General features: G+C 45.9%; 15 protein-coding genes, 1 tRNA gene and 1 pseudogene. 10 read left to right on the top strand and 7 right to left on the bottom strand.

Annotated elements, in window-relative coordinates; genetic code table 11:
• Positions 1-853: 853 nt before the first annotated feature.
• Positions 854-1,705, top strand: coding sequence for a DUF2461 domain-containing protein (locus tag AC06L3_RS07570; protein WP_475670011.1), 852 nt, complete (start codon positions 854-856; stop codon positions 1,703-1,705).
• 1 nt (position 1,706) lies between these two features.
• Here the strand turns inward: AC06L3_RS07570 and AC06L3_RS07565 are convergent.
• Positions 1,707-1,781: transfer RNA gene (locus AC06L3_RS07565), tRNA-Arg, on the bottom strand.
• A gap of 95 nt (positions 1,782-1,876) precedes the next feature.
• On the opposite strand from AC06L3_RS07565, the gene AC06L3_RS07560 reads away from it, so the two are divergent.
• The gene (locus AC06L3_RS07560) at positions 1,877-2,218 is read left to right on the top strand and encodes a DUF5674 family protein (protein ID WP_475670010.1); all 342 of its coding nucleotides are present in this window, start codon (positions 1,877-1,879) and stop codon (positions 2,216-2,218) included.
• Positions 2,218-2,556, top strand: a complete 339-nt coding sequence (locus AC06L3_RS07555; protein ID WP_475670009.1) for a hypothetical protein — start codon at positions 2,218-2,220, stop codon at positions 2,554-2,556. Before AC06L3_RS07560 ends, AC06L3_RS07555 begins: the two co-directional genes overlap by 1 nt.
• A gap of 25 nt (positions 2,557-2,581) precedes the next feature.
• Here AC06L3_RS07555 and AC06L3_RS07550 read toward each other — a convergent pair whose 3' ends face one another.
• From AC06L3_RS07550 to AC06L3_RS07540, 3 genes are read right to left on the bottom strand one after another with little or no spacing between them, the layout of a single operon-like run.
• Complete coding sequence (locus AC06L3_RS07550) at positions 2,582-4,387, bottom strand: hypothetical protein (protein WP_475670008.1); 1,806 nt, start codon at positions 4,385-4,387, stop codon at positions 2,582-2,584.
• Between the two features lie 46 nt (positions 4,388-4,433).
• Positions 4,434-7,226 (bottom strand): DEAD/DEAH box helicase, encoded by a 2,793-nt coding sequence (locus tag AC06L3_RS07545; RefSeq protein WP_475670007.1) that lies wholly within the window; start codon positions 7,224-7,226, stop codon positions 4,434-4,436.
• The gene (locus AC06L3_RS07540; RefSeq protein ID WP_475670006.1) at positions 7,223-9,106 is read right to left on the bottom strand and encodes a dipeptidase; all 1,884 of its coding nucleotides are present in this window, start codon (positions 9,104-9,106) and stop codon (positions 7,223-7,225) included. Before AC06L3_RS07540 ends, AC06L3_RS07545 begins: the two co-directional genes overlap by 4 nt.
• Before the next feature lie 171 nt (positions 9,107-9,277).
• Here AC06L3_RS07540 and AC06L3_RS07535 point away from each other — a divergent pair, with 171 nt between their 5' ends.
• The 5 genes from AC06L3_RS07535 (at position 9,278) to metF (ending at position 19,726) form a co-directional block, all read left to right on the top strand.
• A complete protein-coding gene (locus AC06L3_RS07535; protein ID WP_475670005.1) occupies positions 9,278-10,252 on the top strand; it encodes an ACP S-malonyltransferase in 975 nt (324 codons plus the stop codon).
• Positions 10,253-10,311: 59 nt separating this feature from the next.
• On the top strand, positions 10,312-13,848 hold the full coding sequence (gene nifJ, locus AC06L3_RS07530) for a pyruvate:ferredoxin (flavodoxin) oxidoreductase (RefSeq protein ID WP_475670004.1): 3,537 nt from the start codon (positions 10,312-10,314) through the stop codon (positions 13,846-13,848).
• Between the two features lie 208 nt (positions 13,849-14,056).
• Positions 14,057-17,794 carry a homocysteine S-methyltransferase family protein gene (locus AC06L3_RS07525; RefSeq protein WP_475670003.1) on the top strand — a complete coding sequence of 1,246 codons (3,738 nt, stop codon included), beginning with the start codon at positions 14,057-14,059 and terminating at the stop codon, positions 17,792-17,794.
• A gap of 68 nt (positions 17,795-17,862) precedes the next feature.
• Entirely contained in the window at positions 17,863-18,549 is a 687-nt protein-coding gene (locus AC06L3_RS07520; protein WP_475670002.1) for a hypothetical protein, read from the top strand.
• A gap of 223 nt (positions 18,550-18,772) precedes the next feature.
• Positions 18,773-19,726, top strand: coding sequence for a methylenetetrahydrofolate reductase [NAD(P)H] (gene metF, locus AC06L3_RS07515; RefSeq protein WP_475670001.1), 954 nt, complete (start codon positions 18,773-18,775; stop codon positions 19,724-19,726).
• Here metF and AC06L3_RS07510 read toward each other — a convergent pair.
• The 3 genes and pseudogenes from AC06L3_RS07510 to AC06L3_RS07500 all read right to left on the bottom strand — a co-directional run.
• Positions 19,723-20,271, bottom strand: coding sequence for a chromate transporter (locus AC06L3_RS07510; RefSeq protein ID WP_475670000.1), 549 nt, complete (start codon positions 20,269-20,271; stop codon positions 19,723-19,725). The two genes, metF and AC06L3_RS07510, sit on opposite strands and share 4 nt — an antisense overlap.
• Positions 20,268-20,840, bottom strand: a complete 573-nt coding sequence (locus AC06L3_RS07505) for a chromate transporter (RefSeq protein WP_475669999.1) — start codon at positions 20,838-20,840, stop codon at positions 20,268-20,270. Before AC06L3_RS07505 ends, AC06L3_RS07510 begins: the two co-directional genes overlap by 4 nt.
• Positions 20,841-20,927: 87 nt before the next feature.
• A pseudogene (locus AC06L3_RS07500) lies at positions 20,928-21,092 on the bottom strand (AAA family ATPase); the annotation flags it as partial.
• A 688-nt stretch (positions 21,093-21,780) separates the two neighbouring features.
• Here AC06L3_RS07500 and AC06L3_RS07495 point away from each other — a divergent pair.
• Both AC06L3_RS07495 and AC06L3_RS07490 read left to right on the top strand, forming a co-directional pair.
• Positions 21,781-22,599, top strand: a complete 819-nt coding sequence (locus AC06L3_RS07495; protein ID WP_475669998.1) for a hypothetical protein — start codon at positions 21,781-21,783, stop codon at positions 22,597-22,599.
• A gap of 4 nt (positions 22,600-22,603) precedes the next feature.
• Positions 22,604-22,960, top strand: a complete 357-nt coding sequence (locus AC06L3_RS07490) for a hypothetical protein (protein ID WP_475669997.1) — start codon at positions 22,604-22,606, stop codon at positions 22,958-22,960.
• Positions 22,961-23,321 lie beyond the last annotated feature (361 nt).

Below are 23,321 nucleotides of genomic sequence, written 5' to 3'. Positions count from 1 at the left end.
GAGTTCAGTGATATTTGTAATTGCTTGATAATCAACTATACTTTTGCGCCAACCGATCTCAAACCCCCACAAGTAAAAGGGTTTGGGTTCACTTTGTCTGAGAAACGATGGTCATGGCAACAGCGGAAGCGCAAATGGAGCTCTTGAAAGCTCCATGCGGCGCTTCCTGCTGTAGCCGCTGGCTTGGGTATAAGGCCAGCGGCGGTGCCACAATGTTCCTTCCTCATTGTTTTGCCAATCCGCATCACCATCCCGTACAGGATTTCGCCGTTTCCTGTACGCAACATCTGGTTTTGCCTATTCGCCTCGGGATTCTTCAGCCGTTTTCCTCCAACTGGCCGTGAAAACACCAGATTTTCGGCCATATTGCTTCAAACGGCCGAAAAAATCCATATTTTTCGGCCGATTCAAGATTTTTTGCCTATTTGGCCGAAAATATGCCTGTTTCTCGGCCAAACTGCCTTGATCGGCCAGAAAATGATTGATTTTTCGGCCACCTGAAAGATAATGAATGAAACTTCGCGCAAATCATGTCCCTACCTATTGTGTCACGAATAGTCATTTACGGAAAACGTTGGCTCTCTGGTTATGCTAAAAAAGAAGGAGTATCGGGTTCGCTCAACAAAAATCAGGTTAGGCAGATGAGAGTTATGATTAGTAAGCCTAAAGTAATCGAAAAACAATAAGGTGGTAGGATTTTCAGAAAATTTTCTTTGATTCTGGATTTTGAATGATGCGGCACATAGCAGGTTATGTGACTCAACGAAAAATTCACAAGTCTGAAAAGTTTCGGGAAAGATTATCAAGTTATTTTTAGAAGATTACTAATTTTGTGTGAACAAAGGAATGTTGTATGAAGCAGGTTATAGAGTTCCTGACGGATTTGTCATTAAACAACAACAGGGAGTGGTTCCAGACACACAAGGCGGAGTACCAGCAGGCGCAGAATACCTTCAATCAGTTCACGCTCAAACTCATTGATGCAATATCGGCGTTTGATGAACAGGTGGCCCAATCAAGGCTCACTCTGAAGGATTGCACCTACAGAATTTACAAGGATATGCGTTTTTCCAAGGAGAAGGTTCCGTACAAGACACATTTTGGCGCATACATCAATCGGGGAGGAAAGAAATCTCCATATGCCGGATACTATTTTCATTTGGAGGCTCCGGTACTTTCAGAGCGTGAATTATGTGAAATATCGGTGAGCGGAAATTATGTGCGCTCTTCCAAAGAGGCCTTGAAATGCGGAACAGCAGATAACGTTGAACTTTTGCATAATGGCAATCAGCCATTCGAAGTTTCTGAGATGCACCAAAGTAAAGGCCTTATTGGGAGCAACTTGCTGGCGGCGGGAATGTACTGTTACGAGCCAAAGGTGCTCAAGAGCTTGAGAGATGAATTTTCCGTTAACGGAGATACCTTTTTGAATGCTATCGCCAGTGCAGAAGGATTTGAACTGGATGGGAGCAGAGCCTTGAGGAAAGTTCCTGCGGAGTTCGCCTTTGCTCCTGAGAAGTGGCATGAGCTGCTCAGGCAGAGGGATTTCTCACTGTGCAGGGAATTCGGCAATGACTATATCCTTGGCAGAAACGGGAAACTGTCCATTGACGGACTTGTGGAAAAAGTTGCGGCTGATTTCTCGAAATGCAAGGACTACATCCATCTGCTCAACATGGCAATCGACTATGCTATTGAACAATAATTGGTACTCCCGAGGGGAATCGAACCCCTACCGTCAGAACCGGAATCTGAAATTCTATCCATTAAACTACGGAAGCGTCTTATATTGTGCAAAGATAATCCCAGACAAGCATAATTGCAATTTTTGATGCTTTTAACTTTTACTCAATAAATAATGTAACGTTCAAATAACATGAAAGTAATTAGTGAATCAATAGGTATTGATGAAGTAAAGGAACTTGCGCATAATTATTATGGCGATATGGTAAAAGCCGTTGCCGATATAGACAAGGGCGTAATTGCCATTGATGCTGAACTCCATGCGGATCTGGAGCGGGCATTGTTGATTGATGGTTCTGCACAGGAAGCGTTATGGGGTTATAATATTTATCCGGAAGCTGATGAGGAAGACTTTATAGAGTTTGATTCGCTTATTAATATCAGGCCAAGACAAGGCAATAGAGGCAGAGGAGTTGAGGATGAAGTTGTAAGGGATGCTATCATTGATTTAACCAATAAAAGAATTATACGCTGATGGAACTGCCTGTAAGACCGGATGAGGCCAAGTGGGCCGCAATGCCTTTCATAGATCAATTGGCTAATATCGGGAGCGAGGTGGGCCGTACTGCCAAATGGGTGCGCAAGGGCAAGGAATCCATGGCGGAAAGCGCCTGTCTCAGAGCATTGGACCTTTTTGATTTGACCATTAAATACGGACGACTGGGCAGTGAAGGAAGGGAGTCTGCCCTGTTCGAATTATGCCGTAGCCGAGATATGTTCACAGGCGCTTATCTAGACAAGGACTGCGATACACTGAACTGGCTCGATTCATATTTCGGGCAGTTCGCCACTGCCTCCAGATTGAGGCGCTGAAACCTGTCTTGAAGTAGATGATATTTCAAATCAGGTATCCGAAAGATTTCATCCGGTTCGTGAATTCCTTGATGCAATTGGACTTGACAAGAATACGATAGCCTTCGGCCATGATAATCATTGATCGGAATTCTTTGTCACGTGACAGCAGATCCATTATCTCTTTGTTGGACCGGTCTATTCTGAATATGGTGTATTGAACAAGTGATTCCTCTATCAATGGACTGCAACGGTTTTTCAACTCCTTGAAGAAATCTTTCCAGATTTGAGGGGCGTCATCGCAAATGAAATCGTTGAAGAATGAAATCTTTTCTTCAACGTCTCTTTGTGATGAGCAGTTGCTTAAGAAAGATTTGTAAGTGAGGCGGTAGCGTGAATTCCCCAGATATTCGGCAACCCCGGAAAGCAGGTTCTTGTAAGGGGAATTTGCATCGAGCGATTTGATAATCAATCTTTCAGGGTCGAGTTCGAAGTGCTTGACGTCTTTGCTTGCAGTGCCTTTATATTCTTTGTCGATTCCAATGATATACTTGCCAAGATTGGTAATCCGGGCGTATCGGATATGTTCGCAAGGACTCTGAGTATTCGTTTTTTTTGAATCCAGTGCCAGATCAACAAGCCCAAGCCCGTAAAGTGCGGCAGCGCAGGCTTTGAACATTTCAACATATATGTCTTTGAACTGAGAGTTGAAGTAAACGGAACGTTTGGCAAACGTGTTCGTAACAGGATAATCGTAGAGATATTGCAAACTTAATGGAAAACCGAATTTGCCTTCAGTGTCAATAATGTTCCTGCTGTAATAAGGCAAGGCATTCAGATTAACCCACACAGAGGGCCTGGCCCCGAGGCAGGAAAGAAGAATCTCTGAAAAATATTGTCTGGTATAGGATATCTTATTGCTTCTGAATCCCTTTATGTGAGGCAGAAAAGCTGGAAGCAAGTTGCAAATTGAGGCCGTGTTAAGGTATTCAACCGCCAGTTTGAGATTCTCTTTCAAATCAATTCTCTCTGATTTGCAGATTGCGAAGTCCAGTAGTGGAAGGGAAAATTGGCCTACGGTTATCTTCTGTATGTTGGTTACTGATTCATTGAATATTTCTTTGATATCTGTCTTTGCAATTATTCTTGAAGCGGCACTTGCAGATAACTTGAACATCTTGGCATTAATAAGATTCTGCCTTGAAAGACCTGAAATCAGAATAAACGAATTTACAAAAGCGCTTTCAGATTCAACAATCTGTAGAGAAGAGTCCATGGTGTCTTCGTAGCAGAAATCAAGGTCAATGGTATGTGGGTAAATTGCTTGGGAGTAGTATTTGCGCAAGAATGTTGGAATTGCCATGTAGCCGTCTTTTGGCTGGCTGTAATAATATTTGTTTTTGGCGGAAACGTTTTCTCCACTTGAAATACCCGTTAAGAAAATCTGGCAGCAATAGCCTGAATGGTATTGCGTATAGTACCAATCAGTACTTTCATAAATAAAATCAGAAAGCTTCATTGCTTTGAGTTCGGAGCAGGATACAGAGCCATTGTTAAGCATAAGGCCCAGCACTTGCCTGTAATCCTGAGATACAAGGGAAATGACAAGACGTAAATTTTCGGGGCAGCAATGCACGAGTGCGCAGAATCGTGCAAGGTCTTCCTTGGTATATGAGTATGCTTTCTTGCTTGGTACAAATGAGTTTATGTCCAGTTCCTTGCCACAGGAGTAAACTTTACAAGGATACGGAAGAACCTTTCTAATATCATTGCAGTATTGCTCGAGCGCTGTCTTGTTGAAACATTCGTTGAAAAAGCGGACAAGCTTATCATATTCAGTGCGAAAAGGCAACTGAAACGTTATGTATTGATTCGGAAATAGTTGTTGGTCGGTCATTTTATCCTAGTATGAAATCAATGTCTTCTTCTGAAAGTGTCTTTGAGTTGGAAGTATCTGCGGAAATGAGACTTTCAAAAAGTTCTGTCTTCTGCTCCTGAAGGAGTTTTATCTTTTCTTCTATTGTTCCGCGGACAATAAGTGAGTATGAGTTCACGTTGTTTTTCTGGCCAATGCGGTAAAGTCTGTTTATGGCCTGCTCTTCAGCCGCTTTGTTCCACCATGGTTCGAATATGAATACGGTGTCGGCCGCTGTGAGATTGAGTCCTACACCTCCGGTCTTCAAGGTCATTAGAAGAACCTTGCACTTGTCCGTATTTTGGAAACGTTTCACAACCGCTTCCCTATCACGGGTGGAACCTGTCATTACAGCGTACTCAATTCCCTGCTCTTCAAGTTTTTCACCTGTGATTTCTATGCCGGCTATGAAATTGAAGAAAGCTACAACCTTGTGTCCGTTCATCACGGCTTCGGCAATGCTGTCTGCAAGTACCGGTATTTTTGACGAGAAAACAAGCCCGTCGCTCAAACTTTCCGGAACAGAAGCTATTCTTCTCAATTCACTCAAGGCCTGCAACATCAGGAACTGCGATTTTGCCACGCCTTCCTTTGAAATAGACTCTTTTACCATATTGTAGTATTTCTTGCGGCGCTGTTCATATAGCTGGGCTTGAGCATCATCCATATCCACATACAGAGTCTGGTCAGTGCGGTCCGGCAATTCTTCCAGAACATCTTTCTTGAGTCTTCTTAGCATGAACGGGAAAATCTTGCGTCTCAGTTCCGCCAATGCCTCCTTGTCGTTGTCTTTGTGAACAGGTCCGGCATAACGTGAATTGAATTCCTCTTCGGTTCCCAGCATTGCAGGGTTGAGGAAGCGGAACAAAGAATATAATTCCATAAGGTTGTTCTCAACAGGAGTTCCGCTGAGCGCAAGCTTATGCTTGCATTTGAGCAGGAGTATGGCCCGGGTAATCTGCGCATTGATATTCTTGATGTTTTGTGATTCATCAAGGATTACATAGTGAAAAGTTCGCTTGTTGAGAATCTCAATGTCATTTCTCGCAATTGCGTATGTTGTTAAAATAATCTGGCAGGACAGCGCTTTGTCAATGTCCCTGTCTGTGCCGTAATACGAACCCACTTTCAATCGAGGGGCGAATTTCTCAAATTCAGAAGCCCAATTGAAAAGCAGGCTTTTGGGCATGACAATCAGGCTGGGTTCCTTTGTCTGAGGATACAGCGAGGAAAGCATGCCTATTGTCTGCACTGTCTTTCCCAAGCCCATATCGTCTGCAAGGCAACCTCCCATTCCATTGTCATGAAGGTATTTGATCCACTTCAGACCCTCCTGCTGGTACGGGCGTAGTTCAGCTGTAAATCCCTTGGTTATGCATTGCTCTTCCTTGAGGCGGTTGAACCCTGCGTAGAATTCCCTGCTTTTCCTGAATATGTTGTCCTGAGGCTCTTCTTTGAGCAGTCTGGCTATTTCAGGCAAATCAAAGAATGATACCTTTATTCCATTCGAACCTTTGCCTTTGGAAATGAGCCTTTCTATCCTATGAATGTATTCCTCATCAATGACAGCTTTGTCTCCATTCGACAATTGTATGTATTTGTTCTTCTTGTACTGGTTAAGAAAGTCCTTGAGACTGAATTCCTCGCCTTCAACGTCAATGTCACCTGTGCCTTCAAGGAAATCTATGCCTGAGGAAATCCGCAGTTTCAGGAAAGGCCTTGCGGGTTTTATCTTGTACTCTCCAAGCTTTTCTATTCCTATTATCTTCATTTGTTTCACCAGACCGGCCAGACCCGAGAGAAGAAAGTTTTCGGCTGTATGTGGAGGTACGATGAAGAATCCGTCTTCTTCATATATCTCTTTGGCGAGCGCTTTTGATGGAGCGAATGAAGCCAGTTCTTTCTTGAGCATGCTTATTGTGCCACCCAAATCATTGTATTCGAGTTTATGTATATGTACATTTTCATCATCTATGTTTACTGTAACTGAGGGGGAGAAATCCTTTATGAAATCCGGATTGATGCCATCGGCGAAATGTCCTATGTGCATATACAAAGAACTGTCCGAATCAACTTTGTCTATCACCAATGTTGGGACTGTTTGAAGAGGTGATTCATGAACAATTGTACTTTTGCCCTCGAATGCGATGTTTATGTTGTCAAAATTGCTCAAGACAATGGACAGCATCAGCGCAGCCTGGCCCTTGTCCAGCGTTGTATTGAAAACTTTCAATTTCGACCAGTTCGCACCTATTGGATTTATCTGGTACAATTTATGGTCATGCAGGGCGTAGAAGTCATTTATCAGTTCGAATTTGAAATTGTCTTTCAACTCGTCTTCATCAGAGTCCGGCACTATTATAGAACTGGCAATCAACTTGTCCTGAAGTTCCAGTACACAAAGTTCAATATGGTGATTGCCCTGTGCGGCTTTGATTTCCTGGCATCTGGAATCAATCATACGTCCGCATTTGATGAGCTGATATATTAGCTGAGGGTGCTCGTCTATGAATACATGTTGTGAATCTCCGCTCCACACGATATCTTCCGAGATACGTTCATGGATGTTTTCGAATGAGCGTAGCAGAGTGTACATATCACCGGAAAAACTGCGGTAATTCACCTCTATGGCTTGTCCGGCGGCATTGACAATCTCAACATAACACCGGCCTTCATCGTTGAATTTGAGCTGGAAATATACTTTTGATTCTGATGTGGAGACAATGTTGGTCGACTGCCTGTCACGTTTGAAATAATTCAGAAATAAATCATTCATTTTGAGTTGGTCTTTTTCAGGTGGTTGCCGGTGTCGTTGACTATGGCGCGTTTGAATTTGAGGCTGTAGCCCGGCCAGTCCGGTGAAGCCGGGATGTAGTTTACTGAGCCGTTCTTTACGAATTGTGTGACTTCAAGGCCTTTTGAGGCGGCAAGCGCAGCTGCGTCATTTGCGTTATAGTTAAGGTCTGCAACTGTTGCTGCATCTTTCGGACTGCGGTTCTGGCCTGTGGAAACTGTGCTCAGAGAACTTGAACTGCCGTTTGAGCCGCCAGCAGAAGGTGTGGCAAAGTCTGCCGGAACTTGTTTCTTCACGGTTCCGTCCATGTATTTCACAAGAAGGTACTTGTCAAGTGCAGACCATTTTTCAAAAAGCAGATCTGCCTGACGTACTGAAAAATCAGTCAGATATGCAATAACCGGGTCAGTGACCTCTGTTGCAGGTTTTCCGAATTCCTCAGGAACGTTTTCATTCTCCTTCAGAATTTCCAGGGCTCGTCTGTCACATTGAGCAACCTTTTCAACCATCTGCTGCTCGTGGGCGCGTATGTGTTTCTGAACTTCAAGACCTATTGGATTATATCTTGTGTAGGCGAACTGTGCAATACGGTTGTTCAGCCAGAACATTGAGCTTTCGGAGTATTCCACCATGCTTCCGTTGCCCAAGGCGTAGTGCCAGGAAACCTTGGTTGATGAAGAATATACAGGGGTCAGGGCGGATGTGCCTGCATCGTCAACTGCGAACCAGAACAGACCGCCAATCTCATCAGGCAGCCAGCCGCGTGCCTGAGCAACGAACCAGAAGCCTGTCTGCTGGGTGCATATAGGGCGTTCGTTGCAGTATTCCTCGCCGTCAACGGTCCAGTCCGCATTCTTCCATCTGTAAGGAGTCTCGTTGCCGCCTGCTCCAACGTCCTGTGTCATGTCAAAAGGAGTACCCTCGTAATGGTCACGCATCATGTCAGCCAGCATCTGCATTGAGATTTTCTGGTTTGGCTTGACGTAGAGCGGCATTCTGTTCGCCGGGTTGTGGCCGCTGGCATAATCAATGTAAGCGCTCATGTCCAGGTCGGCATATCTGTTGAAGAAAGACCACACACGGCCTTCGCAGGCTCTCATAAGGGAAAATTTGAGAGGACAATATGTGTCGGCGAAACTGAAATCCTTATCGGAGCCTTTGTAGATTCCTATCTTACGTGCGTGCGAGATCACGTCCTTGGCGTACATGCAGTTTTCAGGGTCGTTCAAAGGGAAGGTTGTTATCCTTGCGCAATTGGCGTGGGCGCTGATATACCCGTCCGGTACTTTTACTGCAACCCAGACAATGCCTTTGTTTCTGTTCACGCCATTGACAATATCAGGTTTCCTTGATATGACTTCCATTATCCAGACTTCATTCTTGTCTGCGAAAGTGAGAGTTTCGCCGGTTGATGCATAACCGTATTCATCTGCGAGTGCGGCGAACAACTTTATGGCCTCACGGGCGGTGGTGCATCTCTGCAGGCAGATGTATTCGAGCGAGCCGTAGTCAACAATGCCATCCGGGTCCTTGCATTCAGGACGTCCGCCCCAGGTGGTTTCGCCAATTATGAGCTGGTGCTCGTTCATGTTTCCCATAACGTTGTATGTGTAACCGGCTTCAGGTATTTGTCCAAGATACTTGTCCTGCCCCCATTGCCTTATCTCGCGCATGGCTCCATTGCCGTGCCTTGCGGCAGGGTAGTGTACAAGGGTGCCGTACCGGGTATATGAATCGGCTGCGTATGTAACCATGATTGAGCCGTCTGCACTGGCTCCTTTGGTAACGATGAGGTTGGTGCAAGGGAACAGCAATGAGACTGAAGCCACAAGCATTATTGCAGACAATAGAATCTTTTTCATAGTCAAATTGTTAATTATATGCTACAAATATACAATTTTCAAAGTCATTTTCTTTTTTCTACAGCGATAGTCAAGAATAATTCAACATTTTAGAACGGGCCAGCGTTTGCTATAGGAAAATTGCGCTTATAAGATTATATTTGCAGATTAATTTGCGATTAAAGGGTATATATGAAAGCATACGTTTTTCCAGGACAGGGCGCTCAGTTCACAGGCATGGGTCAGGAACTCTACAACACTTGTGAAAATGCCAGGGCTCTTTTTGAAAAAGCCAATGAAATCCTTGGGTTCAGAATATCCGACATAATGTTCAGCGGTGATGCGGAGCAGCTCCGTCAGACCAAGGTCACTCAGCCTGCAATATTCATTCATTCAGTTGTTCTTGCAAAGTGTCTCAAGGAGTACACTTCCATTGCCGTGAATTCAGATGAATGGGCGGGTGATCCGGACAGGAGGCCTTCAGAAATACTTGATTTTGAACCGCAGATGGTTGCCGGACATTCTCTTGGAGAGTTCAGCGCTCTCACTGCAGCCGGTGCGCTTTCGTTCGAGGACGGTCTCCGACTTGTTTACGCCAGGGCAATGGCCATGCAGAAAGCCTGTACTGCAACAGCTTCAACAATGGCCGCAGTCCTTGGCCTTGATGATGAGAAAGTGGAGGAGATATGTGCGGATGTAACAGCTAGAATGAACGCAGAGGGCAAGGTTGTTGTCCCTGCGAATTACAACTGCCGCGGACAGCTTGTAATTTCCGGAGACATTGAAAGCATAAACGCCGCTTGTGCGGCGCTCAAGGAGGCAGGTGCAAAAAGGGCGCTTCCTCTTGCAGTTGGCGGTGCGTTCCATTCACCTCTTATGGAGAGCGCAAGGGTTGAACTTGCACAGGCAATTTCCGCTACTACATTCAACAGACCTGTATGTCCTGTATTTCAGAACGTTGACGGCAAGGCACATATCGAGCCTGAAGAAATAAAGGAGAATCTGCTCAAGCAGCTCACATCTCCTGTAAGATGGACGCAGTGCACCGGGAACATGCTCGCAGACGGCGCGGATACTTTCATTGAACTCGGTCCGGGAACAGTTCTCCAAGGCCTCATCCGCAGGATTGCAAAAGGCACTCCGGCTCAGGTGAAGGGCGTGCAGTAAAAAGAACTATCGTTGTAAAAAAGATATAAAATCAAATAATTAACTAACTTAAAAAAGATATGGCTAAAGAGAAACAGTTCATTACCTGTGATGGTAACTTTGCCGCTGCGCATGTAGCTTATATGTTCAGCGAGGTAGCCGCTATCTATCCTATCACCCCGTCATCAACAATGGCTGAGCTGGTGGATGAGTGGTCTGCTTTTGGCAAGAAAAACATTTTTGGTGAAACAGTAAGAGTAGCGGAAATGCAGAGCGAGGCAGGTGCTGCCGGTGCGGTACATGGCTCACTCCAGGCTGGTGCACTTACAACAACATTCACCGCTTCACAGGGATTGTTGCTTATGATTCCTAATATGTACAAGATTGCCGGCGAGCAGCTCCCGGGCGTATTCCACGTTTCTGCCCGCGCACTTGCATCCCATGCACTTTCAATTTTCGGTGACCATCAGGATGTAATGGCAGTCCGCCAGACAGGTTTTGCAATGCTGGCATCCGCTTCTGTTCAGGAAGCAATGGACCTTGCAGCAGTTGCTCACCTTTCAGCAATCAAGTCTTCCATTCCTTTTGTTCATTTCTTCGACGGTTTCAGAACATCTCACGAAATCCAGAAGATAGAAGCTTTGGACGCAGAGGATCTCAAGGAGATGGTAAGCACCAAGTCACTTGCAGCTTTCCGTAAGAGAGCGCTCAATCCTAATGCTCCTGTAACCAAGGGTACAGCCCAGAACCCTGACGTTTACTTCCAGGTAAGAGAGGCTTGCAACCAGGCTTACGAGGCAGTTCCTGATATCGTAGCACGTTACATGGGTGAAATCAGCGAGCTTACCGGCCGTCATTATCTCCCATTCGACTACTATGGAGCACCTGATGCAGAGAACATCATTGTTGCAATGGGTTCCGTTACAGAAACAGCAAAGGAGTGCATAGAGCATCTTGCAAAGAAGGGCAAGAAAGCCGGCGTTCTTGTAGTAAGACTTTACAGACCTTTCTCAACAAAATACTTCCTCAGAGTCCTTCCTAAGACCGTCAAGAGAATAGCTGTTCTTGACAGAACAAAGGAGCCTGGTTCGCTCGGCGAGCCTTTGTATCTCGACATCAAGGCTGCAATTGCAGAGGCTGGTCTCAAGATCAAGGTCATTGGCGGACGTTATGGCCTTTCTTCAAAGGACACCACACCTGCTCAGGTTCTCGCTGTTTATGCTAACCTCGAGGCAAAGGAGCCTAAGAAGGATTTCACCATTGGTATAGTTGATGACGTTACCTTCAAGTCACTCCCACAGGGTGAGGAGCTTTCACTTGCAAAGGCCGGAACTTACGAGTGCAAGTTCTTTGGTCTGGGTTCAGACGGTACTGTAGGTGCCAACAAGAACACCATCAAGATCATTGGCGGCAGCACAAGCAAATACTGCCAGGCATACTTTGACTATGATTCAAAGAAGTCAGGCGGTTACACCTGCTCGCATCTCCGTTTCGGCGATGAGCCTATCTCTTCTCCATATCTTGTAACCAATGCCGATTTCGTTGCATGCCACGTTGCTGCATACCTTACAAAATATGATATTCTCCGCGGCGTGAAGAAGAACGGTACATTCCTTCTCAACAGCCTTTGGGACACGGAGGAGACTCTCAAGAGAATTCCTGATTTCGTAAAATACGAGATTGTTAACAAACACCTCAAATTCTATATCATCAACGCTACCAAGATTGCCGAGGAAATCGGTCTTGGAAACAGAACCAACACCATTCTCCAGTCTGCATTCTTCAAGATTACAGGAATCATTCCTTACGAGCAGGCAGTTGCTGAAATGAAGCATGCAATTGACAAGAGCTACGGCAAGAAGGGCGAGAACATTGTAAAGATGAACTACGCTGCAGTTGACCGTGGTGCCGAGTATGTTGAGGTAGAGGTTCCTTACGAGTGGAAGAACATCAGCCCTTGCAAGTTCCAGCCTGATTCATTCAGCAGAATGGCTCCAGACTGGGTAAGGCAGATTGCTTACACAGTTAACGCACAGTGCGGAAATGACCTTCCTGTAAGCGCATTCGCCAACATGGCCGATGGTGTAATTCCTGCAGGCACAGCAGCATACGAGAAACGCGGAGTTTCCTCACACGTTCCTGAGTGGATTCCTGAGAACTGTATCCAGTGCAACCAGTGTGCGCTTGTATGTCCTCACGCTTGTATCCGTCCGTTCGTAGTAACAGAGGAGGAAAAAGCAAAGGTTCCTGCAGCAACCAAGCTTGTAAAGGGTCTTGCACAGTTGAAGGAGCACTACTTTGCCATGGCAATAGATCCTCTCGACTGTACAGGTTGCGGTTCCTGCTCACAGGTTTGTCCTGCAAAGAACAAGGCTCTTGTAATGCAGCCGGCAGAAACACAGGCAGCTCAGCAGCCGGTATTCGAGTATCTCCACTCAATGGTAGGCTACAAGGACAATATACTTCCTAAGGCACAGAACCCTAAGAACTCACAGTTCGCACAGCCATTGTTCGAGTTCTCAGGCGCTTGCGCAGGTTGCGGCGAGACTCCATACATCAAGGGTATCACACAGTTGTTCGGTGACAGAATGGTTGTTGCCAACGCAACAGGTTGTTCTTCAATCTACAGCGGTTCATTCCCATCATCACCATATTGCAAGGATGCCAACGGAAGAGGTCCGGCTTGGTCAAACTCATTGTTCGAGGACAACGCAGAGTACGGTTACGGTCTGAGAATCGGTTCCGAGAGACTCCGTGGTACTGTTGCACGCCTCATGGCAGACGGTATGGATTGCGAGAAGTGTCCTGCAGAAATGAAGGCTCTCTTTGCCCAGTGGCTTGAGAACAGGGACAATGCCAACATCACACGCGAGATAGCTGACAAGCTCGAGCCTATGTTCGAGAACTGCGAGAGCAGCGTTTGCAAGCAGCTTGCACAGATGAAGGATTACATTGCAGCCCGCAGCCAGTGGATCATTGGCGGTGACGGTTGGGCATACGATATCGGTTACGGTGGACTTGACCACGTTCTTGCACAGGGTGACAACGTTAACGTTCTTGTTCTTGATACAGAGGTTTACTCAAATACAGGTGGACAGTCATCCAAGTCAACTCCTGCAGGTGCGGTTGCAAAATTCGCTACCAGCGGTAAGAAGATCCGTAAGAAAGACCTTGGTATGATGGCTATCAGCTACGGTTACGTATATGTTGCACAGGTTGCTATAGGTGCAAGCCCTGCTCAGTTCATCAACGCTATCCGCGAGGCTGAATCTTACAACGGTCCATCACTCATCATTGCTTACGCTCCTTGTATCAACCACGGTTTGAAGGTTGGTATGGGCAAGAGCCAGATGGAGGAGAAGGCAGCCGTTGAGTGCGGTTACTGGCATCTGTTCCGTTACAATCCTGCTCTTGAGGCAGAAGGAAAGAACCCTTTCACACTCGACAGCAGAGAGCCTGACTGGAGCAAGTTCCAGGCATTCCTCGCAGGTGAGGTTCGTTACGCTTCATTGAGCAAGACTTTCCCTGCTCAGGCCGGCGAGCTGTTCGCTCTCACCGAGGAGTTTGCAAAGATCAGATACAATTCTTACAAACGCCTTGCTTCAGAGGTCAAATAATTGAAACAATAATTATCTGAATGGAAATGGGCTCCGGAAATTCATTCCGGGGCCTTTTTTACGCTTGGTAGCTGGGTGCGCACTGTACAAAGAAAATTTTGTCTTTCCTGGACAAAATTTTTTTGCACAGTGGTACCCAGCCACATACCGGATTTGAAAAATCGTTGCGAGTTGAGTAAATTTGTACATTTTATGGAGAATTGCGAATATGGTATCTGTTGAATATTTGAGAGAGTTGATTGGAAGGAGAATACTTGTTCTTGACGGGGCAATGGGCAGCCTGCTTCAGAAGGAGCTCCGCAAGCGGACAAAAGCAGGAATTTCATTGAGGAGCGCACAGGGCGGATGCAATGGAATGAGACCTGACATGCATTCACTTGCGCTTGCGGCAGAGGACTACGGTCTTTCGCAGGGCAATCTCGATGCTATCAACATACTCAATCCCGATATCGTTGAACAGGTCCATACCAGCTATCTTCAGGCCGGAGCGGACATCATTGAAACCAATACTTTCAACTCGAACTCAATTTCCCAGCAGAGCTATTTCCTTACCGGCGCATCCGGCTCTTTCAGCAGTATTGAAGACTATGTGTATGAACTGAATTTCAAAGGAGCCCAGACTGCAGCAAAGGCAATAAGTCTCTTCCACAGCGATAGTTCATCGAACTTCAAGCCACTGGTGGCAGGTGCAGTGGGTCCTACTGGTAAAATGCTTTCATTGGGCCTTGATGCTGAAAACCCTCACAAACGCGAGATGTATTTCGATACCCTGGCCAATGCATACAGAACACAGGTGAGGGGCCTGGTTGACGGAGGTGCCGATCTGATAGTGGTTGAGACCATCTTTGACCCAATAAACGCTAAATGCGCGCTTTATGCAATAAGGCAGGTGGAAAGGGAGAAAGGAATCAGGATTCCTGTGATTGTTTCCGCCACAGCAAATGACAAGGCCGGACATCTTCTTTCCGGACAGAGTCTTGAAGCCTTCTTTGTGAGCATACGCAATTACCTAAGTTCCGGAAATGTTGTATCATTCGGCCTTAACTGTTCATTCGGGACAGAGGCAATGGGTTCGATTCTGGGCAATTTCGCAAATGGTGCATTGTCCGGTTCAAGTATTCCTGTGGCTCTCCATATCTATCCGAATGCAGGTCTGCCGGATGAACTGGGGAATTATGATGAAACACCTGAATTCACTGCTTCTAGAATAGCCGGACTTGCAAGGAACGGACTGTTGAACATAGTCGGAGGCTGCTGTGGAACCACTCCCGAGCATATACGTGCAATAGCCGATGCCGTGAAGGATGTACAGCCACGCAAAGTCCGCTGGACACCGTTGCAGGATGGTGCGCACGAAAATTGTTCATTGCAGGAAGCAGTTCCTGAATCCGATATTAGTTCCGGAAAAGAACAATCCAGCGACATCAATGATTTGTGGCTCAGCGGTCTGTCTCCGCTTCTTGTGAACAGGCAGAAGAACAATTTCATCAACATTGGTGAACGTACGAACGTTTCAGGTTCGTCAAAGTTCGCAGGACTTATAAAGGAACGCAATTTCGAGGCCGCTGCGGCAATCGCCCGCAAGCAGATAGAGGACGGAGCCACAATAATTGATATAAATGTAGATGACCCGATGTCTGACAGCGTGCAGACAATGGGAGACTTCGTAAGATACATGTCCGCAGATCCGGCCATTGCCAAGGTTCCTTTCATGTTCGATTCAAGCCACTGGGATGTTCTGGTGGAGGGCTTGAAGAACTGCTGCGGACGCTGTGTGGTCAATTCCATCAGCCTGAAGGAAGGGGAGGAGGAATTCCTGCAGAAAGCGCGCACGGCATTCGATCTGGGCGCCGCAGTCATAGTGATGGCCTTTGACGAGAAGGGTCAGGCTGTAAGCTATGAGCGCAAGATAGAGATTTGCGGACGGGCATACGAGCTGCTTGTGGGCAGACTGGGATTTGCTCCGTCAGACATTATCTTTGATGTAAACATATTGACTATCGGCACTGGTATGCAGGAGCATGCCAACTATGCTGCAGACTTCATAAAGGCTGTGAAATGGATAAAGGAGAAGTTGCCGGGCTGCAAGACTTCCGGCGGAGTTTCCAATTTGTCCTTTGCTTTCAGGGGCAACAATACCATAAGGAGTGCAATGCACTGCGCTTTCCTTTACCACGCAATCAATGCGGGTCTGGACATGGCAATTGTGAATCCATCGATGCTGCAGATATATGAGAGCATAGATGCAAGGATGCTCTCTCTCATTGAAGATTTGATTTTCAACAGGAGCGAGGATGCAACATCGGCGCTGGTGGCGTTCGCACAGGAGGTCAAGGAAAAGGAACTTGCCGCAAAGAACGGTGCCGTGAGCAAGGAGGAGGATAAATCCTATGTGCAGAGCAACGAGACTGTTTCACAGAAGATAGTCAATGCATTGATTTCCGGCAGCAGTGCGCAGATAAACGTTCTTATGGAACAGGCTGTTTCTGAATTCGCAAGTCCTATGGAAATAATCCAGGGTCCCCTGATGGACGGAATGGACAAGGTGGGCTCTTTGTTCAATCAGGGCAAGATGTTCCTCCCTCAGGTGGTAAAGAGCGCAAAGGTCATGCGTGATGCTGTGCAGGTGCTGCAACCATATATTTCCGCATCAGGCGCATTGGATTCTGAAAGAGGAAGCAGGAACGGCAAGGTGCTGATTGCCACGGTCAAGGGCGATGTACACGACATAGGCAAGAACATTGTTTCAATAGTTCTTTCCTGCAATGCTCTTGATGTGATTGATCTGGGCGTTATGGTTGAGCCGGATGCCATAGTTGAGAGAGCCGTTGCGGAAAAGGCGGATGTGATCTGCCTGAGCGGACTTATCACCCCTTCACTGGAACAGATGGAGATTGTGGCAAGGATGCTGCAGGATAATATTCAGCGGATAAGGCAGGCCTGCGGCAGGGCGGTTCCTGTGCTCGTAGGCGGTGCCGCCACTTCTGCTGTGCATACGGCAATGAAACTCGATACATTATACGAGGGAGGAGTATTCTATAACAGCGATGCATCTTCGGCAGCCGCCATGGCAAAGAGGATTGTCCTGAATCCAGGTTACATTCTGGAATTGAGGGAAGCCCAGCGCAGGATAAGGGAGAATTTCGAGAAAAAGAACCGTGCCGGCGAGCCGGTGCATCCTGCACGTGTTTCAAACGACATATCATCCTTATATCATCTGGATTTTGCACTGCTGATGGAGAAAGCTCCCTCTTCCGGGACCTTGAGAAATCACTGTTCACTTACTGGAGCTTTGGAGAAGAATATTTCTTTGGCCGGGCTGCAGAATCATATTGACTGGGCTGAACTGCTGCATTTCTGGGGATTCAAGGGCACGCTTGAACAGATGCTTGGAAATGCAGCTGTCAGTGGTGCAGGAACAATGGCACCAATTTCTTTTGACAAAGCGCAGAACGCATCGGAATTGTTGGAGCAGGCCAAGGCTGAATTTGAAAGATGTGCCTCCGATGGTTCCATCCAGGTTGATCTTATGCTGGATTTCTTTTCTGGAAAGCAGATTGATGAGAAATCAGGTGCGGAATCAGTCAGATATATGCCTGAGGTTCCTGCGGACAAGTCTGTTGGATTCATGGTTGCCACAGCATACGACAAGAGCGTTTCAGATAATACTGACCACAAGAGTTTCGAATATCTGCTGCGTGCCAGTCTTTGCGCAAGGCTGGTTGAGGCCGCCGCTGTGGCCGCAACGGTGAAACTTGAGCAGGATTGTGAATTCAAATGGCTGAGGGTTGCTGTTGGTTATCCCATGATTCCGGACCACAATGTGAAGCGCGATATATTCTCAATTCTCAACGCTCCGGCCAATCTGCCCGTTCGTCTCACTTCAACCGCCGCCATCATTCCCGATACATCAATCTGCGCGGTAATGGTACCGGTACAAGCATAGTATCGAACGATTTCACATATTACGTAAAATATCTTGTAATATAATTATATTACAACTATCTTTGGCAAATGAATGCCATCTATTTTGAAGTCAAGGGAGAGACTCTCCTTGATGAACTTGGAATATCAAAGGCTGAATTTGCCCGTCGCATGGGAATTAAGCGGCAGAACGTTAAGACTCTGTTCAAGAGTAAGGATCTTCGAACGATTCTCAAGGCAGCAGAGGTATTAGGCATGCCGTGGCAACTGCTGGTGGGCTATGTGGAGATGCCTGATACGGATGCTCTGCCTGTGCCAACTCCAGAGGACAATTCAGATATTGTTGTCGATTCCATTCCTATGGGTGACACTACAGAAGATCAACGTGCCCGTCGTAAACTTATTAAGGATTTTTATAGAGAATGGGGGCGCCTTCATCCAGATGGAAAGATGTTCAATCAGAGTCTGAATGATGATATTTATATAAAGTTTATTTCTGTCGATGAAACATCGGCGCACGCTTCCCTCCATTATCTTTCTACTCTGGCTGTTCTCCAATTAGATGCAATACTTTCTTGTGCCAGATATCGTGGAATAGCGCAGATTAAAACTGGGAACAAGAATCAGGCTCAGTTTGAGAAGATGATCCTTATGTCCTATGACTGTGTGGGTGTTGGGAGAGTCAAATTAACGGTGGGCGTCAAACGTGGTAGTAAACAGAAAATTCAATATTGCATTACAGCTATGGATGTAGAGAAACAAAGCAGCCTCAAATAGAGACTGCTTTTAAATTTACCCCAAGGGAAACGTGCTGGAACTACTTCAAGAGCGAGGTCTCGCGGGCGGGGATTTTCGCACAAATCGATTAACCATCCAACACACGATTTATTTCCTTAATGCAAATGTATGACAATTTTGAAAAAAAACAAAGAATTCGGTGCAGGCTTGAAAATAAAAAGGATTTCAATGTGCATATGGTAAAATAATTTATATTTGCGCTATGAAAGTTATTGATATCCTTAACAGACCGCACAAGCCTTTTGCTTCATTCGAGCTGCTTCCGCCGCTCAAGGGTTCGGACATAAAGAAACTTTATGCCTCCATAGAGCCTCTGATGGAGTTCAATCCTCCTTTCCTCAATATTACAGCGCACAGGAGAGAGGTGGTTTTCCGTGAAGTTCAGAGCGGCAGTTATGTACGTGAGATGGTTACGAAACGCCCGGGTACAGTTGCCATTGCAGCGGCCATCATGAAAAGGTTCAATACGGAGGTGGTGCCTCATGTCATTTGTGGCGGTGCGAGCGCCGTTGAAATTGAGGACACCTTGCTGGATTTGCGTTTCCTGGATATAGATAATATAATGGCTCTCAGGGGAGATCCAATACCGGGACAGAAGTTTTTCGAGCCATCGCCGGGCGGGTACTTGCACAGTGTGGATCTGGTGTCTCAGATTTCCAATATGAACAAGGGCAGGTATCTTGAGAGCGGTTTGGTTGATGCTACGCCAAGCGATTTCTGCATAGGAGTTGCAGCTTATCCGCAGAAGCATTGCGAGGCCACCAATATGGAGGAGGATATAGCAAATCTGAAGAAGAAGGTGGACGCAGGTGCGGATTATGTGGTAACGCAGATGTTCTTTGACAATGCGCATTATTTCAGTTTCGTTGAAAAATGCCGCACCGCAGGAATAAATGTTCCTATCATTCCAGGTATCAAGCCTATATCAACTCTCAAGCAGCTGGATATCCTGCCTAAGTCATTCTCCATAAGCCTTCCGGCAGATCTGGTGAAGGAGGTGCGCAAGTGCCAGGATAACAAGGCTGTGCGCGAACTAGGCATAGAATGGGCCACTGCTCAGTGCAAGGACCTGCTCGCACACGGAACTGAAGTCATTCACTTCTACACAATGGATAAATCCGACAACATTCGGGAAATCATCAAGAGGGCTTTCTAATAAATGAAGTAGCCAAGGAAGCCGGCCGCTATTATTATTAGTATGGGGTTGGTCTTGAAACGCCACAATGCTATGAAAGATACGGCAAAGAGAAGCCAGCTTGTCCAGTCTATGAAGTTCTCAGGAGTGAGCAGTATTCCGGCTGCAGCCGCTATCATTCCTATCACCACAGGTTTGAGGAGTTTAAGCAAGGACTCAAACATCCTGTTTTTCCTGAATTTGCTGTAAACTCTGCATATGGAGAGCACTATGAGGAAACTTGGGAGTACAACGGCAAGGGTGGCGGTGAAGGATCCGAGTATGCATCCTGCCTGTGAGAATCCCAAGTTGGCCGGTACGGAGTATCCTATGTAGGTGGCGCTGTTGATTCCTATTGGTCCCGGGGTCATCTGCGAGATGGCAACAATGTCTGTGAACTGGCTGGCGCTCAGCCATGCATGCTTTACAACAATTTCGTTCTGTATGAGGGAAAGCATTGCATACCCACCACCAAAGGTGAATATTCCAATAAGGAAAAATGTAGCGAACAGCTGAACGTATATCATTGCTCACCTCCTTTTTCATCCTTGTGCCTGTGGTGCATTGTCTGAAATCCGTAGGTTACAAAGAAATATACGAATACGGCAAGCATTATATATACAGGGCTCATTCTGGCAAAAATTATCAGGCAGGCTGTTGCTGCGGCAAGCAGCAGACGCCACTTGTCAAGTTTCGCCTTTTTTGCCATGGTTATGACCGGAACCGCAATAAGCGATACAACAACAGGGCGAATCCCCTTGAATACGCTTACTACCGCAGGGTAATCCTGAAACTGAGCAAAGAACATTGCTATTGCAAGAATAATCAGGAAAGGCGGCGTAATGCTTCCAAGTGTGGCAATTACGCTGCCTTTTGTCCCTTTGAGTTTGTATCCAAGGAATATGGATATGTTGACTGCCAGAAGCCCGGGTGAACTTTGTGCAATGGTGACTGCATCCATGAATTCCTCCTGGTCAACCCATTCTCTTTTACGGACAACTTCCTGCTCGATCACACTTATCATTGCATAGCCGCCACCAAGCGTGAAGGCGCCAACTTTGGCAAAACAGGAGAATATTTGAAGATATATGTTCATGTTGTGTTCCGTTGCGCAATGTCAGCCCACGAGAACCTGGAGCATGGGTTTGTCGTACTCGTCCACCAGAATCACCACCTTGCGTCCGGTCTTCCCGAAACGCCTGGGGCGGGAGAGGAAATAGTAGCATCCGCTGCTCACAAGCCTGTATATGAGTTCGGTCTTGTCAACGTATAAATAATTCCCTTCCCTGAGCTTCTCAAAGTTCTGTATGCCTATTGGCAGGTTGCGGAGTGCGGTCTGTGCTTCCATAAACTACAAAATTAACTTGCAGTTTCTACAAATGCAAGAGGATTTTTTGCTTTATCGGAAAATAGCAGATTCAATACAGGTCTCACCAAGTTCATACCATCAACACCTTGGCCAACACTGTTTCGTCCTTCACGGTGTGGAGCTGTTTGAGTGTGTCTTCAAGCCAGGGTCTGGCCGGCTCATGCGTGAAACCCTGTGTTCAGGCAAGTGGCAGAATGCCATATTATAAGGCGCGGAATAAACCGAAAATCACCGTCCACACCTGAATGCTCCACACCACACTCTGGCGATGGTGAGCGTGGACGATGAGGCAAAATTGCCTCACCCTCCACGCCAATCAGCCTCACAAGACCATTCAAGCCAAGTAAGCGTGGACGATGATTTTTGATTTAGCGAATAATTTACGTTGAGCATCACTACCTTCACTGTCTGAAGAAGACCTGCATGCAAGAAGATTTTTTTGCTTTATTGGGAAATGATGGTTTAACCTGCATTATTCATAGCCGCCACGCTTTGTCTTCGCAGTAGCCGTCCGATTGGTCCGGATTTCCCCGGAGCCACACGGATTTTCCGTCAAAAGGCCCCGAATTTGTAAAAAAGTATTAAATTTGCAGACATGACTATACGCGAACATATCAATATTTTTGACGACAGGCTTATGAATGGCCTGCTTCCTGTCGTGCGTATTATGTCTGAAATTAATGCGTCTAAGGATTCCGAGGTTACGCTGGATTTTAGTGATACGAAATTCGTATCCCCAGTATTTATCTTATCACTGATTGTTTTTGCTAACAAATGTGGCAAAAGAATTTCAATTATAGGGACCAACAAATATCTTGAAGCAATTTGGTTTACAGATGGTGGAATTGCTCCGGACAAGTTGAGAGGAAGTGCGTTTTTGGCTATTATGGAAGGTTATTCCAATAAGACCTACATACCAATCGTCAGCTTTCCGGCCAATACGAATACCGATGAGAAAGAAACAATCTCTTCTATCGTAGAAGATATTCTTATCCGACAGCTAAACATTGAACACAATGTAGCGACTGGAATAAAGTATATGGTAGAGGAAACCATTGACAATGTCACTGAACATTCAGAGACGGATCGAGGTTTCATATTTGCCCAATCATATCAAAACAAGGGATATCTTGATCTTTGCATCGCTGACTGCGGAATCACACTTCTTGGAAGCTACAAGAAGCTTCCCGATAATGAGATCAACGATGACGTGGAAGCCATAAAGGCGGCTAACAGAGGCATATCCAGCAAGAACAGACCCGAAGCTGAAAACCGCGGATTTGGCATATATACATCAAAGAAAATGCTCATTGAGGGTCTTGGAGGACAATATATGATGATTTCCGGGAATTCAATGTATATGAAAAATAAGGAACTCGATAATTTCTACTCTCTTCCTGGAAACATAAGATTGGATGGCACGGTTGTAGCATTAAGGATCCCGTTCCAATCACCAAATTTTAATTATGTAAATTATATCGAATAGCACTATGAGAACAATAGATATTACAACGATACTGTCTGCAGACCTGAAATCCAGAGCTCGCGCAAATGATTTAAAGTTGTTTGCAGACAATTGTGATGACAATGAAATACTTTTGGACTTCCGAAATGTCAAATTCGCAACCCGAAGCTTCATTGATGAATTCTACAATCTTTTCTTGAAGAATCCATCAGGCCGGTCTTATTCCATTCAGATAACGAATGTCCCCGAAGATATCAACACGATGATAGAAACTGTGAGCAAAACACAGAACAGAGTCAAGACAATTCCCGAAACCGCTCACGTCAAGTCATTCTCCACGGTTGATGAGTTTATGCAATACATGAGTGGAGTTGCATTTTGAAACTACTTCTATGATACTACCCAATTGGGGGCTGTACCAGAATGCCTTTGGATGCTTGACGGCACTGATTGCTTTGCCATGATTACAATAGCTCTTTAAAGAATCCGAATTTCGGATCAATTAAGGCTCTGACTTGCATTTATGGAAACAGTGAACTATCTTCTCATCTTTGACACTTCACTTTTGAGATATCGAAGCCCCAGACCGCTGTATTAGCGATTTTGGGGCTTCTCTGATTTTACAATTTTGTAGCTATTTCTACTCCCTGTCCTCTTTTGCCTGATTATTTTTCGTATCGTTGATGATTTTTTTCATTTTCTGCTTTGAGACTATCTGCGTGTCGGTTCTGAAGCCTGCGGAG

The sequence above is a fragment of the Candidatus Egerieousia sp. genome, assembly GCF_056211015.1.
This window is presented reverse-complemented; position numbering and strand designations above follow the sequence as displayed.

Coding starts and splice junctions, on each gene's coding strand:
- AC06L3_RS07540 (WP_475670006.1), bottom strand. CDS start 9,106: ATGAAAAAGATTCTATTGTCTGCAATAATGCTTGTGGCTTCAGTCTCA.
- AC06L3_RS07525 (WP_475670003.1), top strand. CDS start 14,057: ATGGTATCTGTTGAATATTTGAGAGAGTTGATTGGAAGGAGAATACTT.
- AC06L3_RS07495 (WP_475669998.1), top strand. CDS start 21,781: ATGTCTGAAATTAATGCGTCTAAGGATTCCGAGGTTACGCTGGATTTT.
- AC06L3_RS07505 (WP_475669999.1), bottom strand. CDS start 20,840: ATGAACATATATCTTCAAATATTCTCCTGTTTTGCCAAAGTTGGCGCC.
- nifJ (WP_475670004.1), top strand. CDS start 10,312: ATGGCTAAAGAGAAACAGTTCATTACCTGTGATGGTAACTTTGCCGCT.
- AC06L3_RS07535 (WP_475670005.1), top strand. CDS start 9,278: ATGAAAGCATACGTTTTTCCAGGACAGGGCGCTCAGTTCACAGGCATG.
- AC06L3_RS07555 (WP_475670009.1), top strand. CDS start 2,218: ATGGAACTGCCTGTAAGACCGGATGAGGCCAAGTGGGCCGCAATGCCT.
- metF (WP_475670001.1), top strand. CDS start 18,773: ATGAAAGTTATTGATATCCTTAACAGACCGCACAAGCCTTTTGCTTCA.
- AC06L3_RS07520 (WP_475670002.1), top strand. CDS start 17,863: ATGAATGCCATCTATTTTGAAGTCAAGGGAGAGACTCTCCTTGATGAA.
- AC06L3_RS07490 (WP_475669997.1), top strand. CDS start 22,604: ATGAGAACAATAGATATTACAACGATACTGTCTGCAGACCTGAAATCC.
- AC06L3_RS07545 (WP_475670007.1), bottom strand. CDS start 7,226: ATGAATGATTTATTTCTGAATTATTTCAAACGTGACAGGCAGTCGACC.
- AC06L3_RS07570 (WP_475670011.1), top strand. CDS start 854: ATGAAGCAGGTTATAGAGTTCCTGACGGATTTGTCATTAAACAACAAC.
- AC06L3_RS07560 (WP_475670010.1), top strand. CDS start 1,877: ATGAAAGTAATTAGTGAATCAATAGGTATTGATGAAGTAAAGGAACTT.
- AC06L3_RS07510 (WP_475670000.1), bottom strand. CDS start 20,271: ATGATATACGTTCAGCTGTTCGCTACATTTTTCCTTATTGGAATATTC.